Genomic DNA, 15,493 nt, shown 5'->3' with positions numbered 1-15,493 from the left:
AGTCTGGTCGGAACTGAGTCTCCCACCTGGAGGAAAGCGCGAGTCATGCGGAATCTGGAGCCGGCCTCGGCGCGCGTCGGGACCGAGGTGATCCGCGTGCGCGGGCTCACCTTTAGCTACCCAAAGGCGGCCGAGCCGGCGGTGCGTGGCATGGACTTCACCGTCGGCCGGGGTGAGATCTTCGGGTTTCTCGGTCGGATTCACCTGCTCGCTGCCGTTCGCCTCGGTGACCGATTGGTTCCTGGCGGCGACCATCCCGCTCGCGGTCATGCTGGTGCCGCCGATCGTGCACTACTGCGGCCTGTGGCCGAACCCGGTGCTCTACCTCGTCCCCACCCAGGGGCCGCTGCTCTTGCTCGGCGCCGCGTTCGATCAGGTGAGCCTGGCGCCGTGGCAAGTTGGCTACTCGATGCTGTATCCGATCGTGTGTGCGGCCGGCTTGTGCCGGGCGGCCAAGGCGCTGTTCGGGCGTTATGTCGTCGAAAGGTCGGGTGTGCTGTGATGGCCGCCACCGTGGCGAGGTCGGGCTGTGCGCGTATGCGGGCGTTGGTCGCCTTCGGCCGCAACGACATTCGCGGCAGCTACCGTGATCCGCTGCTGGTCATGATCGTCGTTGCACGAGTCATCTGGACCACCGGGGTCGCGCTGCTCACGCCGTTGTTCACCGAAATGCTCGCGCAGCGTTACGGATTCGACCTGGTTCCCTACTACCCGCTGGTTCTCACCGCGTTCCTGTTGCTGACCAGCATCATCATCGCCGGGGCGCTGGCCGCGTTCCTGGTACTCGATGAGGTGGACGCGGGCACCATGACGGCGCTGCGGGTCACCCCGGTGCCGCTGACGATCTTTTTCGGCTATCGCGCGGCGACGGTGATGACGCTGACCACGGTGTGCGTCGTCGCGACGATGTCGTGCAGCGGGATTCTCCAACCGGGCCTGCCGGGTTCGCTGATCCCCATTGGTCTGCTGGCCGGGATGTCGGCGGTGGTGACGCTGCTGCTGATCGTTGTGGTGGCGAACAACAAGATCCAGGGTTTGGCTATGGTCCGCGCGTTGGGCATGCTGATCGCCGGGCTGCCCTGCCTGCCGTGGTTCATCCACTCCGGCTGGAACCTGGCCTTCGGGATCCTGCCGCCGTACTGGGCCGCCAAGGCGTTCTGGGTCGCCAGCGATCACGGCACGTGGTGGCCGTACCTCGTCGCGGGCGCCGTCTACAACCTGGCCATCGCCTGGCCGCTGGTCCGGCGCTTTCGCGCAAAGCACGCGTGAGCGCCGGCGCTCAGCTCAACACGAAATACCGCAGCCACAAGTAGATTGCCGAGAGCGCGACCGAGATCAGCGTTACCACCATGCCTTTGCGGGTGAAATCCCAGAAGGAGATGGGAGTGCCTGCGCGCCACGCGATTCCGAGCATGACGACGTTGGCGCTGGCGCCGACCGCGGTCAGGTTGCCGCCGAAGTCGGCGCCCAGCGCCAGTGCCCACCACAGGGTGTCGGGGTTGATGCGACCCGCAATGGCGCCGACCAGTTCACCGACGATCGGTGTCATCGTGGCGACGTAGGGAATGTTGTCGATGATCCCGGAAATCGGCGCTGAGACACCGAGGATCAAGAAGCTGGCGGCGAGCGCGTGGCCGCCGGTCAAGTGGGTCGCCGCCCGCGCGAGCTCGGCGACCACGCCGGTCTTGACCAGGGCCCCGACCATGATGAACAGCCCGGCGAAAAACAGCAAGGTGTCCCACTCCACGCTGGACAGGTAGTCGGACCGTCCCAGCCTGGAGATCACGATGAGGACACCGGCGCCCAGCAGCGCCACCAGCGACGGCTGCAGGTGCAGCACCGGGTGGGCGACGAAGGCCCCGAACACCGCCAGCAACACGACGCCACACTTGACGAGCAGCCCGCGATCGCGGATGGCTTCGCGCTCGTTGAGCGACATGATGTCGGCCGTTCGCTCGGGATCGACCGTGATCGAGCCGAACAGGCGGGGCAACACGGCGATGAAGGCGAGCATCACGATGAGCACGATCGGTGCCGTGTGCAGCAGAAAGTCGTTGAACGTCAATCCCGCCCGGCTGGCGATGATGATGTTGGGCGGGTCGCCGACCAGCGTCGCCGCGCCGCCGATGTTGGAGGCGAAGACCTCGGCCATCAAAAACGGCGCCGCGTTGATCTCCAGCCGGTCACACACCAGCAGCGTGACCGGCGCCACCAACAGCACCGTGGTGACATTGTCCAGCAGGGCCGAGGCGAACGCGGTCACCAGCACCAGCAGGATCATGATGCGCAGCGGTGAGCCGCGGGCCCGCTTGGCGGCCCAGATCGCGGTGTACTCGAACACCCCGGTTTGTCGCAGCACACCGACGATGATCATCATGCCCATCAGCAAAAAGATGACGTCCCAGTCGATTCCGGTGTCGCGGGAATAGAAGACGTCGTCAGAATTGATCACTGGCAGGGCAACCACGATCGCCGCGCCGGCCAGCGCCACCAGCGTCTTGTTGACCCGATCGCTGGCAATCAGCGCATAGGCCACCACGAAGATGGTGACCGCGACGACGCTCATCGGGTCAGGTCTTCAGGGCCGCGGCCAGCAGGCGCGATGCCGTGATCACCCCGTGCAACCTACCGTTTTTGACGACGGCGATGAGCGGGCTGCGCAGCCGAGCCATCAGCGCGGCCACCTCGATGATGGTGTCGTCGGCATTGACCGGGGGCACGTCGATCAAGTGGTCTGGCAGCACATCGCGCACCTTCTTGCCGCTCAACTTTTCCGCGCAGCGGTCGGCCATGGACTCGTTGAGCACACCGGCGAGCGAGGGGTCGTCTTGCACGTAGCGCGGCACGATGAACCGCACCACCTGGGAGGCGGGCAGCACCGCGTACGGGCGTCCCGACGTGTCGGTGACCACGAGGCCCGGCAGGCCGTGCTGGGCGAGCGTCCGGGCGGCGTCCAACGCGTTGGAGTCGATGCTGATTACCGGAAACTCTTCGGCCATGTCCTCGGCGCGCATAGCACGACGATACGACTCCATCGCGGCGGCGTGGTCGATGTCTAGGCTCACGGCAAACTCCAGGATCACGCGACTTTGGCTGCCGACCAGGCTTCCCGGCACACCGGCGATTGACGCTACCAAAGAGGGCGTGTCGTCAGCGCCGCGCGGCGCCCACCCTTGCGGTGACTGCGTAGACTATCGGGATGCTGGAACAGATCCGCGGCCCCGCCGATCTGCAGCACCTTTCCCAACAGCAGCTGCGGGACCTGGCTGCCGAGATCCGGGAATTCCTGGTCCACAAGGTGGCCGCTACGGGCGGACATCTGGGGCCGAACCTGGGCGTTGTCGAGCTGACGCTGGCGCTGCATCGGGTGTTCGACTCGCCACACGACCCGATCATCTTCGACACCGGCCACCAGGCATACGTCCACAAGATGCTGACCGGACGCAGCCGGGATTTCGAAACCCTGCGCAGCAAGGGTGGACTGTCGGGCTATCCGTGCCGCGCCGAAAGCGAACACGACTGGGTGGAGTCCAGCCATGCCAGTGCGGCATTGTCGTATGCCGACGGCTTGGCCAAGGCGTTCGAGCTGACCGGACACCGCAACCGGCACGTGGTCGCGGTGGTCGGCGACGGCGCGCTCACCGGCGGCATGTGCTGGGAGGCGCTGAACAATATCGCCGCGTCCCGCCGGCCGGTGATCGTCGTCGTCAACGACAACGGTCGCAGCTACGCGCCGACCATCGGGGGGGTCGCCGACCACCTGGCCACCTTGCGCCTGCAGCCGGCCTACGAACAATTGCTGGAAAAGGGCCGCAGCGTGATCCGCGCCGTGCCGCTTGTCGGCGAGGTCTGCTACCACTTCCTGCACAGCGTCAAGGCCGGCCTCAAGGATTCCTTGTCGCCACAGCTGCTGTTCACCGATCTCGGGTTGAAATACGTCGGCCCGGTCGACGGCCACGATGAGCGGGCGGTGGAGGTCGCGCTGCGCAGCGCCCGCGGCTTCGGCGCCCCGGTGATCGTGCATGTCGTCACCCGCAAGGGCATGGGCTACCCCCCGGCCGAGGCGGACGAGGCCGAGCAGATGCACTCCACCGTCCCGATCAACCCGGCCACCGGGCAAGCCACCACGGTGGCCGGCCCGGGCTGGACGGCCACCTTCTCCGATGCGCTGATCGGCTACGGACACCAGCGCCGCGACGTCGTGGCCATCACCGCGGCCATGCCCGGCCCCACCGGACTCACGGCGTTCGGGCGGCGGTTTCCGGATCGGCTGTTCGACGTCGGCATCGCCGAGCAACACGCATTGACGTCAGCGGCCGGGCTGGCCATGGGCGGGATGCACCCGGTGGTGGCGATCTATTCGACGTTCCTCAACCGGGCGTTCGACCAGATCATGATGGACGTGGCGCTGCACAAGCTGCCGGTCACCATGGTGCTCGACCGGGCCGGAATCACCGGTTCCGACGGTCCCAGCCACAACGGCATGTGGGATTTGTCGATGCTGGGCATCGTGCCCGGCATCCGGGTGGCCGCACCCCGCGACGCTACCCGATTGCGCGAGGAACTCGGCGAGGCGCTCGACATCGACGACGGCCCGACGGCGTTGCGGTTCCCCAAAGGCGATGTGGGTGAAGATATTCCGGCTTTGCAGCGGCGTGACGGAGTGGATGTGCTCGCGGTGCCGGCCGGCGGTTTGGGCCACGACGTGCTGCTGGTGGCGGTTGGCGCGTTCGCCGCGATGGCGTTGGCCGTGGCCAAGCGGCTGCACAACCAGGGGATCGGCGTGACGGTGATCGACCCGCGCTGGGTGTTGCCGGTGTCCGACGTCGTTCGTGAACTGGCGGTGCAGCACAAGCTGCTGGTCACGCTGGAGGACAACGGGGTCAACGGGGGTGTGGGCTCGGCGGTGTCGGCCGCGCTGCGGCGCGCGGAGATCGACGTCCCGTGCCGTGACGTCGGGTTGCCGCAGGAGTTCTTCGATCACGCGTCTCGCAGCGAGGTGCTGGCCGACCTGGGGCTCACTGACCAGGACGTGGCACGCCGGATCACCGGTTGGGTGGCGGCACTGGGCACGTTCGCGGCTGATGCGGTGGCTGATTCTGGGGCCGAAATCCCGGAACGCTTCGACTAACGCTCGTCGGAGCCGGCGTCGGCGGCCCGCGTCATCGCCGCGGCCAGCACCGGGACCACGAGTTCACGCTGCCACACCCGCGCCTGGCCGGCACGCAAGTACTCGTCGACGGCGCGGACCGGGTCGATCCCGCCCTGCCAGTCCCAGCACAGCCGCCGCACCAAGTCCGGCGAGACCAGGTTCTCCACCGGCACCCCCACCCGGTGCGTCACCGCGGCCAGCGCTGCGCGGGCGGCGGTCAGCCGCGCGGCGGCGTCGGGTTTGCGCTTGCCCCACCGCCCCGGTGGTGGCGGCCCGTTGGGCGCCTCGATGATCTCCGGCGGATCCGGGGTTTTCCGGGCGGTTTCCAGCGCGGCCAGCCACGTCGGGGCCTGGCGGCGCTGGTTTCGCCCGCCGAACACCGGCAACGCGATGAGGTCGTCGATGGACTTCGGGTCCTTGACGGCGGCGTCGATGATGGCCGAGTCGGGCAGAATACGGCGGGGCGCGATGTCGCGGCGCTGGGCGATCAGGTCGCGCGTCGTCCACAACTCGCGGACCGCGGCGAGGGCGCGCCGGTCTTGCACTCTGTGGATACCCGAGGTTCGCCGCCACCGATCCGGCCGGGCAGCCACCGGCGGGGCCGTTCGCAGATGCTCGAATTCCTGTGCGGCCCAGTCTGTTTTGCCTTGCGCGGCGAGCACTTCCGAGATCGCCGCGCGCAGTTCGATGAGCAGCTCCACGTCCAGGGCCGCATAGTTGAGCCAGGCCGGCGGCAGTGGGCGCTTGGACCAGTCGGCCGCGCCGTGCCCCTTGGCCAGTCCCAGACCCAGCAGCCGCTGGACCATGGCCGCCAGGTTCACCCGGTCGAACCCGGCCAGCCGTCCGGCAAGCTCGGTGTCATACAGCGCCGACGGCCGCATTCCGACCTCGGCCAAGCAGGGCAGATCCTGATCGGCGGAGTGCAGGATCCATTCGTCTGCGCCGAGCACTTCGGCGACCGGCCGCAGCACGGTCAGTGCGTCGCCGCCATGGCTGACCGGGTCGATGAGCACGGTGCCGGCGTCGGCCCGCCGGATCTGGATCAGGTAGGCCCGGTTGGAATAGCGGAAACCCGACGCCCGCTCGGCGTCGACCGCAAAGGGCCCGCTACCGCGGTCCAAGAGTTCCGCGGCCGCCTCGATCTGGCGGGCGGTCACCGCCAGCTCCGGAACCCCGTCGGCCGGGTGCAGCAGCGGGGTGGGTTCGACTTCAGTGCCGCCGGGCTGCTCGGCCCCCGGGTCGCTCATGTCAGGCGCGCGACCGCGAGCCCAGGTCGGTGACCCCAGCCGGCGGCAGACCCGCGGCGTGCTCCAAGACGGCGCAGAACGCCTGCACGTGGCTGCCCAGCTCGAGGTTGGTCGCCGTCCACGACGCCCGCAGCTCCAGCTGGTGGGCCCGTGGAGGCCCGGAGATGTCGCCGTAACGCACCGACGTGGTGGCGGTGACGGTGCCGCCCAGGGCGGCCACCTGCTCGGTGCGCGCCTCCAGCGCCTCCACCAGCCAGCTCCAGGCCACTTCCGGCAGCAGCGGGTCGATGGCCTCGTGCGAATCCAGGTCGGCCTGAATGTACGCGACCAAGCGGAGGGTGCCGTTCCACGCATCGGAGCCGTCCGGGTCGTACAACAGGATCAGCCGGCCGAAGGCGTCGCCCTCGGATTGCTCGGGGATGGTGTCGGGCTCGGGATGCTTGACCTCGGCACCCAGCGCGTAGCTATATGGCGCCAGCCGCTGTGGGGGTCGGATGGGGCCAAGCTCGATCTCCGGCCGGACGGTGACCGCGTTCATCGCTGCCACCGCCTCGTGGAATGGGGCCGGTTCGGCTGAGGCCATCTGCGCCGCTCCTCCTCATCGCTTCGCTCTGCATCGTCGCCGGCGCGGGCCATCTGCGCCGCTCCTCCTCATCGCTTCGCTCTGCATCGTCGCCGGCGCGGGCCATCTGCGCCGCTCCTCCTCATCGCTTCGCTCTGCATCGTCGCCGGCGCGGGCCATCTGCGCCGCTCCTCCTCATCGCTTCGCTCTGCATCGTCGCCGGCGGGGCCACAGTTTCCGACGGTAGACCCATCGACCGACACGTGGGAACAGGCGCGCCGAATCGCGCTCAGCCGTCGGCGCCGGCGTCGAATCGCGCTGGCCGCTTCTCGCGCTGCGCGGCCAGACCTTCCCGCACGTCGGGGCCGGCGAAGCCGAGGAATTCCAGGCCGAGCGATGCTTCGAAGGTGGGCGCGAACATGCGGTACCAGTGATTGAGGCTGCGTTTGGTCCAGCGGATCGCGTTGTGAGCGCCCTTGGCGAGGTCGTCGGCCACCCGGGTCGCGGTGGGCAGTACTTGGTCGTCGTCGACGCAGGTCGACACCAGGCCGATGCGCTCGGCCTCCTCGCCGCGCAGCGTCTCGCAGGTAAGCAGGTAGTACTTGGCCTTGGCCATGCCGACCAGCAGGGGCCAGCAGATCGCGGCGTGATCCCCCGCGGCGACCCCGAGTTTGGTGTGCCCGTCGATGATTCTGGCGGTGCGGCCCGCCACCGAGATGTCGGCGAGCAACGCCACCACCAGACCCGCCCCGACCGCCGGGCCGCGGATGGCCGAGACCACCGGCTTGTCGAAGTTGACCAGGTTGAGTACCAGGTCGCGGGCCTCGCGCATGATGCGCAGCCGGCCCTGATAGTCGCCGATGGTTTCGGCGATCAGGTCGAAGCTGCCGCCGGAGGAAAACGCATTGCCTGCGCCGCGGACCAAGACCACCTTGACGGCCGGGTCGCGTTCGATCACCGGCCAGATGTCGGCAAGATCGCGGTGCATCTCGGGCCCGACCGAGTTGAGCCCGGGCGCGTCCAGAACCAGGTGCAGCACGCCGTGGTCGGTGGGTTCGAACCGAAGGGTGGGGAAGTCGTCGTAGGTGGCGGGCATCGGCGCTCCTGAGGGTCGCTGGTGGCGCTGGATTGCGCGGGTCGATGGTACGCAGCGGCGGTCTCAACCCGTTCGCAACCGGCCCCGTGGCAGCATTGAGGCCAGTGAACAGTCCTGCGCGTACCCGTCGCGACCTTCCGGCGTCGCCCTACCTGGCCGCGATCGCCGGCCGCAAGCCCAGCCGGGTGCCGGTGTGGTTCATGCGGCAGGCCGGCCGGTCGCTGCCCGAATACCGGGCGCTGCGCGAACGGCACAGCATGCTGGCGGCCTGCTTCGAGCCTGAAGTGGCCTGCGAGATCACCCTGCAGCCGATCCGCCGCTACGACGTCGACGCGGCCATCCTGTTCTCCGACATCGTGGTGCCGCTACGCGCCGCCGGCGTCGAGGTGGACATCGTGGCCGACGTCGGACCGGTGATCGCGGACCCGGTGCGCACCACAGCCGATATCGACGCCATGAAACCCCTTGACCCACAAGCGATTCAGCCGGTGCTACGGACGGTTGAGCTGTTGGTCGCCGCGCTGGGCGAGGTTCCACTGATCGGCTTCGCCGGTGCGCCGTTCACGCTGGCGTGCTACTTGGTTGAGGGCGGACCGAGCCGCCACCACCCCCGCACCAAGGCGATGATGCTGGCCGAACCGGCCAGCTGGCACGCGCTGATGACCAAGCTGACCGACCTGACCATCGCGTTTCTGCGCGGCCAGGTCGACGCCGGGGTGGACGCGATCCAGGTATTCGATTCGTGGGCGGGAACGCTGTCGCTGGCCGACTACCGGCAGTACGTGCTGCCGCACAGCGCGCGGGTATTCGGCGCGCTGGCCGAACACGGCGTGCCGATGACGCACTTCGGGGTCGGTACCGCCGAACTGTTGGGCGCGATGTCGGAGGCGCTCAAACCGGCAACGGCGACGGCCGTCGGGGTGGACTGGCGAACGTCGCTGACCGATGCCGCCGCCCGGGTGGTCCCCGGCACCGCGCTGCAGGGCAACCTCGATCCGGCGGCGGTGCTGGCGGGCTGGCCGGTGGTGGAACGCGCCGCACGCGCCGTCGTCGACGACGGACGTCGAGCCGTCGACGCCGGCGCGGCCGGGCACGTCTTCAACCTCGGTCACGGGGTGCTCCCGGACACCGATCCGGGCGTGCTGGCCGAGCTGGTGTCGCTGGTCCACTCGCTATGACCGGCTCGTATTGCGTGGTCGGCGGCGGAATCTCGGGTCTGACGGCGGCGTACCGGTTGCGGTTGGCCGTCGGTGACGACGCCACCATCACACTGTTCGAGCCCGGCGACCGGCTCGGCGGGATTCTGCGTACCGAGCGGGTGGGCGGCCAGCCGATGGACCTGGGCGCCGAGGCGTTCGTGCTGCGCCGGCCCGAGATGCCGGCGCTGCTGGCCGAACTGGGACTGTCCGGTCGCCAACTGGCCGCGACCGGCGCCCGACCGCTGATCTACAGCCAGCAACGGCTGCACCCGCTGCCGGCGGACACCGTGGCGGGCATTCCGTCCTCGGCGGCATCGCTGGCGGGGCTGGTCGATGAGGACACACTCGCCCGCATCGAGGCCGAACCCCGCCGCGCGCTGCACTGGAAAGCGGGCAGCGACCCGGCGGTGGCCGAGTTGGTGGCCGACCGGTTCGGTGAGCAAACCGTGGCCCGATTGGTGGACCCGCTGCTGGGTGGGGTGTATGCGGGCTCGGCGGCAACGATCGGCCTGCGCGCGGCCGCTCCCAGCGTGGCGGCGGCCCTGGACGGCGGTGCCACCAGTTTGACCGCCGCCGTCCGGCAGGGCTTGCCGCCGGTAGGCGACGCGCCGGTGTTCGGAGCGCTGGATGGTGGCTACCAGGTGCTGGTCGACGAGCTCGTCCGGCGCAGTCGCCTGCGGTGGGTGCGGGCCGCGGTGGTCAAGCTCGAGCCCGGCTGGGAGGTGCACGACGACACCGGCGCCCGCTGGCACGCCGACGCGGTGATCGTGGCGCTGCCGGCCCCGCGGCTGCGCCACCTCGACGGCCTGGCCGACCTGGCCCCCCGCAGCTTCGCCGCGGCCAGCCGGATCACCAGCGCCTCGGCGGCGGTGGTGGCGCTGGCGGTGCCGGGCGACACCCCGTTTCCGCACTGTTCCGGCGTGCTGGTGGCCAGCGGCGAGCCGCTGCGCGCCAAGGCGATCACCCTGTCGTCACGCAAATGGGGCCCGCGCGGTGACGTTGCCCTACTGCGGCTGTCGTTCGGGCGGTTCGGTGACGACGTGGCTGCTTCGAGCTCCGATGACGACCTGCTGGCCTGGGCGCGCGACGACCTGGCCACCGTGTTCGGTGTGGCCGTCGACCCGGTCGATGCGCGTGTGCAGCGCTGGATCGACGCGATGCCGCAGTACGGCCCCGGCCATGGGCAGCTGGTTGCCGAGGTGCGTTCCGGCCTGCCGCCGACCCTGGGCGTGGCGGGCAGCTACCTCGACGGCATCGGCGTCCCGGCCTGCGTCGGCGCCGCCGGTCGCGCGGTCACCGGCGTCATCGAGGCCCTCGACGCACAAGTGGCACGATAGGTGCCATGGCACGCCTCGACTTCGACGCCCTGAATGCGACCCTGCGCTACCTGATGTTCTCGGTGTTTTCGGTGCGGCCAGGCGAGCTCGGCGACCGGCGCGAGGCGGTCATCGACGACGCGGTCACGTTTTTCAAGCAGCAGGAGGAGCGCGGCGTCGTGGTGCGCGGCCTCTACGACGTCGCGGGCCTGCGGGCCGACGCCGACTTCATGATCTGGACCCATGCCGAGCGTGTCGAAGCGCTGCAAGCCGCCTACGCCGATTTCCGCCGCACCACCATCGTGGGGCGGGCCTGCACCCCGGTGTGGAGCAGCGTGGGGCTGCACCGGCCGGCCGAGTTCAACAAGAGCCATATCCCGGCGTTTCTGGCCGGCGAGGAGCCCGGCGCCTACATCTGCGTGTATCCGTTCGTGCGGTCCCACGAGTGGTACCTGCTGCCCGACGAGGAACGCCGCCGCATGCTCGCCGAGCACGGCATGGCCGCCCGCGGATACAAGGACGTGCGGGCCAACACGGTGTCGGCGTTCGCGCTGGGCGACTACGAATGGATCCTGGCCTTCGAAGCCCCGGAGTTGGACCGCATCGTCGACCTGATGCGTGAGCTGCGCGCCACCGACGCCAGGCGGCACGCCCGCGCGGAGACCCCGTTTTTCACCGGGCCGCGAGTGTCGGTCGAGCAGCTGGTGAACTCGCTGCCGTGATCCGGCTGGACTAGGTCTCGCCGAAGCTGTAGTTGGCGTGCGAAAGCACGAGTGCAGACCGCGCTAACTACAGGCTGGGCGCTATACGGCGCCCGGAACCAGGCGCAGCGCGATGGAGTTGATGCAATACCGCTTGTCGGTCGGCGTGGGGTAGCCCTCACCCTCGAACACGTGGCCCAGGTGGCTGTAGCAGCTCGCGCACAACACCTCGGTTCGCTTCATCCCCAGCGAGTAGTCGGTGCGCAGGAACACCGCGTTGGGGCTTTTCGGGTCGAAGAACGACGGCCAGCCGCAGTGTGAGTCGAATTTCTCTGTGCTGCGGAACAATTCGGCACCACAGGCCCGACACTGGTAGATGCCCTGGGTCTTGGTGTCGGTGTATTCACCGGTGAACGGCCGCTCGGTGCCAGCCTGGCGCAGCACCGCGAATTCCTCCGGGGTGAGCCTCTTACGCCACTCGTCGTCGGACAGTTCCAGCTTCGGGGTCATGCGTCTACGCTAGCGCGCTTCGCGGCCAGCCACGCCGGGTCAATGCCGCTAGCCAGCCGGTTTTCCGCCTTGGCGTCCAGATAGCGGAAGTACAGCACGGTGAACGTGACGATCAGCAGCAGCGACCAGCCGTAGGTGATCTTCAGGTACTCGAGGGCTCGTCCCCACCGCATCCAGTTGAACAGCAGCCAGCGGTCCAGCGTCATAAAGCCGTAGATCCCCAGCCACGCCGGCCAGTTGCGGATCACCGAGTTGGGCAGCGTCACCGTCATCAGGAACGGGAACAGCATCATCGAGTAGTAGCCCTGGGCCAGCGACATCACCAGCCACGACCACAGCAGCAGCACCCCCGACGAGGTGGCAAACCAGAACAGCGGATCGCGGGTGCGGTAGTAGCGGTACAGCAGCCACAGGGCGCCGAAGGTGATCGCGGTGAACAGGATCCGCAGACCCAGGATGAGCCATGTGGGCAGGCCGAAGTAGACGCCGTTGCCCTGGATCGAGCTGTTGAAATAGTCCCGGGTGCCCAGGATGTAGGGCAGCGTGCGGGTGAAGAAGTCCATCGGGTGGCTGACCAGCGGCAGCGCGGCCAGGTTGATGACGACGGGGACCACGACGGCGGCCGCCAGAGCCCGCCACTGGCGATTCAACAGCGGCAGCAACAACAGCGGACCGAGCAGGGGCTTGAGCACCAGCGTCAGCCCGATGGCCACGCCGGCCCACCACTGTCGGCTGATGCTCCCGTCCAGCAGCCAGCGGAGGAACAGCACCTCCAGCAACAGGATGCAGCCGTTGATGTTGGTGAACACCAGCGTGTTGGTCACCGTCTCGGTGCAGAACATGGCCAGGATCAGCGCGGGGGCCGCCACCGAGCTCAGCGTGAAGTTGAACATCCGCAGCAGCAAGTAGGCGGCGATGAGGATGGCCACGGTGTTGATCGAGATGAACAGATACCGCGACGGCGCGAACGGCAGATATCCGAAGGGCGCCATCAACAGGGTGCCGCCGGGTGGGTACAGGTAGTGCGGGTCGACGTAGTCGAAGTGTTCGTTGTAGATGTCCCAGCCGTGCCGGAAGTTGAGCACCGCGCGGTAGACCGGTTTGAAATCGTCGGTGATGTTGCCGTTCGTGGTCAGCACGATGCTGCGGTGCAGCACCGACAGGATGGCCGCGGGCCAGAGCACCGACCGCAGGACGGTGGCCGTGCCGGGTGCGCCGGTGGGGGGACGAAACGCGGCCAGCAGGGATTCCCGCAGGCCAGGTCTCCTCGAGTCAGCTGCCGTCACCAGCGCACCGTACACCGGGCCCATCCGGCCCGGAATATCAGGCGGGACAGTAGGTGTCGGTGTCGGGCAGCTTGCCGCTGTCCAGATAGCCGAGCAGCGGCGGCAGCGCGCACGACGAGTAGATGCTGGCGCCGTGGCCGATGCCCTGCCACATCACCCGCTTGCTGGCGGCATTGGCATTGATCACGGTGGCTGCGGTCGCGGCGACGCCTTCGTTGCCCACGATCGGGTCGTTCTGCACACCCAGCAACAGGACGTCGATCTTGAGGTTTTTGGGCGGTTGCGCCGGCGACCCGCTGGGCCAGTGCACGCACTTGACCAGGTTGAGCGCGGCCACCGCGCCGAATTGGGGATACAGCTTCGGCCAGGCGACCACCAGTTCGCGCACCCGATCCGGGGTCGGGCGGTTGATCGCGTCGCTGCAGGAGCTGACGAACTGGCCGTCGGTGTCCCGGGTGGCATCGGCGCGGTTGATCAAGTTGGTCAGCGAGTTGACGTCGCCGGAGCGGGCCGCCGCCAGCGCATTGGCCACAGTGGTAGTGGTGGTGACGCGGTCGCCGGTGGGGAAGCCCAGCGCGGCGGTGATGGCGTTGGCGACGGCCGCCACCGACGCGCCGCCGGGCCCCCTGCCGGAGCGGGCAGCGGACAGCAACGCGGTGACGGCCCCCTTCGGGTCGGGGCCCAGTGCGCAGTTCACCGCGACGCACTGGGCGGCGAACGCGTCGAGCGCGGCCTGCTGGCCCTTGACCTGTTGCTCGGCGGCCGCTTCGGCGTTGACCCCCAACGCAACCGGGGAGTCGAGAATCAGCCTGGCGACCTTGTCGGGGCGCGATCCGGCGTAGGTCAACGCCACCTGGGCGCCGTTGCCGATTCCGACCAGCGCCAGGGCGGGGACATCCCAGAGGTTGCGCAGCCGCTCGATATCGGAGGCCGCGTGCGCGTTGTCGTAGGCGGATTCGCCGGGCGAGATGGCATCGGTGCAACTGGTGGTGGCGGTGTTCGAGATGTCGGACAGGTTGGCCACCGGATCGTCGCCGGACTGGAACTGGGCCTGATCGCGCATCTGTTCGCGGTCGAAGTGATCACGGCAGTCGATCGGGGTCGACATGCCCATGCCGCGCCGGTCGACGGCGACAATCGGGTGGTTTCGCAGCACGTCGGCGCCCGCGTGCGACAACCAGACCGGCAACTGTGTGGACGACGGGAGGTCGGAGCCGGTGGTGAACACCAGGGGCCCGGCGTCGTGCGGCGTCTGGTTCGAGCGGGCCCGGACGACACCGATGCTCACCGTCGCGGATCCGCCGTTGACCGGGTCGAGGTCGGCGTCATAGCTCGCGCATTCCAGCCTGATGCCAGGCGCGGCCGGAACGCCCGCGTCGGCGCTGACCCGTGACGTGCAGTCACGCCACGACACGTCGTTCTTGGGAGCGGCGATCGGTGGTGGACCGCTGGGCGGCGGTGTCGTGGTGGCCGCACCTTGCGGCCGGGCGCCGGAGTCGGTGGCGAAGCGCGGGTCGGCGCCGAAGGCCGGGACACAGCCGGCCAGCACTGTGGTCGCCGAGAAGGCCACCGCGACCAGAATCGTGGCGGGCGTGACGTGCCGGCTCATGCCGACCACAGTAGCCACGGTCAGGCTTTGACGTAGCGGGTGTACAGGTAGCCGGCGTCGTCAGTGAGCAGGTGGGCACAGCGCATCCGGGTCTGCAGCTGGCCCGGGCCTGTCGCGATGCGGCGGGCCGGGCCGCCAACGACACAGGGTGCGATCGTCAGACAGAGCTCGTCGAGCAGGTCGTGCTCGATAAACGAGCCGAGCAGCGTGGGCCCACCCTCGGTCAGCACGCGCCGCAGACCACGATCCGCCAGCCGTGACAGCAGCACCTTCTCGTCGACCTTGCCCGGATCGTCACCGGAGCACGCCAGCACCTCGGCTCGGCCGGCGAGCCGCCGGCGCAGGTCATCGGCGACGGTCGCGCCGGTGAGCAGCACCGGCGGCACCTCGGTCCGGGTGAATACCGCCAGATCACGGTCAACGCGCCCGGAGTTGGTGACGATCGCCAGCTGCGGGACTTCGCTTTGGCCCCGGGCCTGCCGCCGTTGGCGTTGCGCGACACTCAGGTGTGCGCCGGAGTACCCCTCGATCCGCACGGTGCCCGCGCCGACCACGATGACGTCGGCCAGTTCACGCAGCACGATGAAGACAGCCCGGTCGCCGGGTCCGCCCAAGGCGCCGCTGGTGCCCTGGACGGTGGCCGCGCCGTCGAGGCTGCTAATGACGTTCGCCCGAAGCCAGGTGCCGTCCGGTTCGCCCGGATAGCGGTAAAGCCGGGGGAGTTCACCGTCGTCGAGCTCGCGTTCCGATCCGAGCAGCCGCAGGCGCGTTTCGGTGGATCGGCCGGCGGCTAGCTCGGGCATCGGCCGGCCTGG

Annotated in this window: 13 protein-coding genes and 3 pseudogenes; 7 read left to right on the top strand and 9 right to left on the bottom strand. The window is 68.9% G+C overall.

Annotated features, from left to right (window positions below):
• Positions 1 to 45 precede the first annotated feature (45 nt).
• The 3 genes and pseudogenes from G6N20_RS10035 to G6N20_RS10025 all read left to right on the top strand — a co-directional run.
• Positions 46 to 195: pseudogene (locus tag G6N20_RS10035) on the top strand (ABC transporter ATP-binding protein); the annotation flags it as partial.
• Positions 194 to 502 (top strand): annotated as a pseudogene (locus tag G6N20_RS10030) (fluoroquinolone export ABC transporter permease subunit); the annotation flags it as partial. The pseudogenes G6N20_RS10035 and G6N20_RS10030, both read left to right, overlap by 2 nt.
• Positions 502 to 1,269, top strand: a complete 768-nt coding sequence (locus G6N20_RS10025; protein WP_083047019.1) for a fluoroquinolone transporter permease — start codon at positions 502 to 504, stop codon at positions 1,267 to 1,269. The pseudogene G6N20_RS10030 and the gene G6N20_RS10025, both read left to right, overlap by 1 nt.
• A gap of 10 nt (positions 1,270 to 1,279) precedes the next feature.
• Here G6N20_RS10025 and G6N20_RS10020 read toward each other — a convergent pair whose 3' ends face one another.
• Together G6N20_RS10020 and G6N20_RS10015 are read right to left on the bottom strand one after the other, a co-directional pair.
• Complete coding sequence (locus G6N20_RS10020; RefSeq protein WP_083046981.1) at positions 1,280 to 2,566, bottom strand: ArsB/NhaD family transporter; 1,287 nt, start codon at positions 2,564 to 2,566, stop codon at positions 1,280 to 1,282.
• A 4-nt stretch (positions 2,567 to 2,570) separates the two neighbouring features.
• The gene (locus G6N20_RS10015) at positions 2,571 to 3,014 is read right to left on the bottom strand and encodes a CBS domain-containing protein (protein ID WP_083047020.1); all 444 of its coding nucleotides are present in this window, start codon (positions 3,012 to 3,014) and stop codon (positions 2,571 to 2,573) included.
• A gap of 185 nt (positions 3,015 to 3,199) precedes the next feature.
• On the opposite strand from G6N20_RS10015, the gene dxs reads away from it, so the two are divergent.
• The gene (dxs, locus tag G6N20_RS10010; RefSeq protein WP_083046982.1) at positions 3,200 to 5,131 is read left to right on the top strand and encodes a 1-deoxy-D-xylulose-5-phosphate synthase; all 1,932 of its coding nucleotides are present in this window, start codon (positions 3,200 to 3,202) and stop codon (positions 5,129 to 5,131) included.
• Here the strand turns inward: dxs and G6N20_RS10005 are convergent.
• From G6N20_RS10005 to G6N20_RS09995, 3 genes and pseudogenes are all read right to left on the bottom strand, one after another.
• Entirely contained in the window at positions 5,128 to 6,399 is a 1,272-nt protein-coding gene (locus tag G6N20_RS10005; RefSeq protein WP_083046983.1) for a ribonuclease D, read from the bottom strand. The two genes, dxs and G6N20_RS10005, sit on opposite strands and share 4 nt — an antisense overlap.
• Before the next feature lies 1 nt (position 6,400).
• Positions 6,401 to 7,035: pseudogene (locus tag G6N20_RS10000) on the bottom strand (DUF3000 domain-containing protein).
• A gap of 215 nt (positions 7,036 to 7,250) precedes the next feature.
• Complete coding sequence (locus G6N20_RS09995) at positions 7,251 to 8,057, bottom strand: enoyl-CoA hydratase/isomerase family protein (protein ID WP_083046985.1); 807 nt, start codon at positions 8,055 to 8,057, stop codon at positions 7,251 to 7,253.
• 86 nt (positions 8,058 to 8,143) lie between these two features.
• Here G6N20_RS09995 and hemE point away from each other — a divergent pair, with 86 nt between their 5' ends.
• From hemE to hemQ, 3 genes are read left to right on the top strand one after another with little or no spacing between them, the layout of a single operon-like run.
• Complete coding sequence (gene hemE, locus G6N20_RS09990) at positions 8,144 to 9,235, top strand: uroporphyrinogen decarboxylase (RefSeq protein ID WP_232065325.1); 1,092 nt, start codon at positions 8,144 to 8,146, stop codon at positions 9,233 to 9,235.
• Entirely contained in the window at positions 9,232 to 10,593 is a 1,362-nt protein-coding gene (locus G6N20_RS09985) for a protoporphyrinogen oxidase (protein ID WP_083046987.1), read from the top strand. Before hemE ends, G6N20_RS09985 begins: the two co-directional genes overlap by 4 nt.
• A gap of 5 nt (positions 10,594 to 10,598) precedes the next feature.
• On the top strand, positions 10,599 to 11,294 hold the full coding sequence (hemQ, locus tag G6N20_RS09980) for a hydrogen peroxide-dependent heme synthase (protein ID WP_083046988.1): 696 nt from the start codon (positions 10,599 to 10,601) through the stop codon (positions 11,292 to 11,294).
• Positions 11,295 to 11,375: 81 nt separating this feature from the next.
• On the opposite strand, the gene msrB is transcribed toward hemQ, so the two are convergent.
• Genes msrB through G6N20_RS09960 form a run of 4 tightly spaced genes read right to left on the bottom strand, consistent with a single transcriptional unit; the run spans position 11,376 to position 15,481 of the window.
• The gene (gene msrB, locus G6N20_RS09975) at positions 11,376 to 11,783 is read right to left on the bottom strand and encodes a peptide-methionine (R)-S-oxide reductase MsrB (protein ID WP_083046989.1); all 408 of its coding nucleotides are present in this window, start codon (positions 11,781 to 11,783) and stop codon (positions 11,376 to 11,378) included.
• Entirely contained in the window at positions 11,780 to 13,084 is a 1,305-nt protein-coding gene (gene aftC / locus G6N20_RS09970) for an arabinofuranan 3-O-arabinosyltransferase (protein ID WP_083047021.1), read from the bottom strand. Before aftC ends, msrB begins: the two co-directional genes overlap by 4 nt.
• Positions 13,085 to 13,106: 22 nt before the next feature.
• Positions 13,107 to 14,696, bottom strand: coding sequence for an alpha/beta hydrolase (locus tag G6N20_RS09965; protein ID WP_142271947.1), 1,590 nt, complete (start codon positions 14,694 to 14,696; stop codon positions 13,107 to 13,109).
• 2 nt (positions 14,697 to 14,698) lie between these two features.
• Positions 14,699 to 15,481 (bottom strand): pyrimidine reductase family protein, encoded by a 783-nt coding sequence (locus tag G6N20_RS09960; RefSeq protein WP_083046991.1) that lies wholly within the window; start codon positions 15,479 to 15,481, stop codon positions 14,699 to 14,701.
• Positions 15,482 to 15,493: the final 12 nt, after the last annotated feature.

Source organism: Mycobacterium shinjukuense (assembly GCF_010730055.1).
Taxonomy (GTDB): domain Bacteria; phylum Actinomycetota; class Actinomycetes; order Mycobacteriales; family Mycobacteriaceae; genus Mycobacterium; species Mycobacterium shinjukuense.
This window is presented reverse-complemented; position numbering and strand designations above follow the sequence as displayed.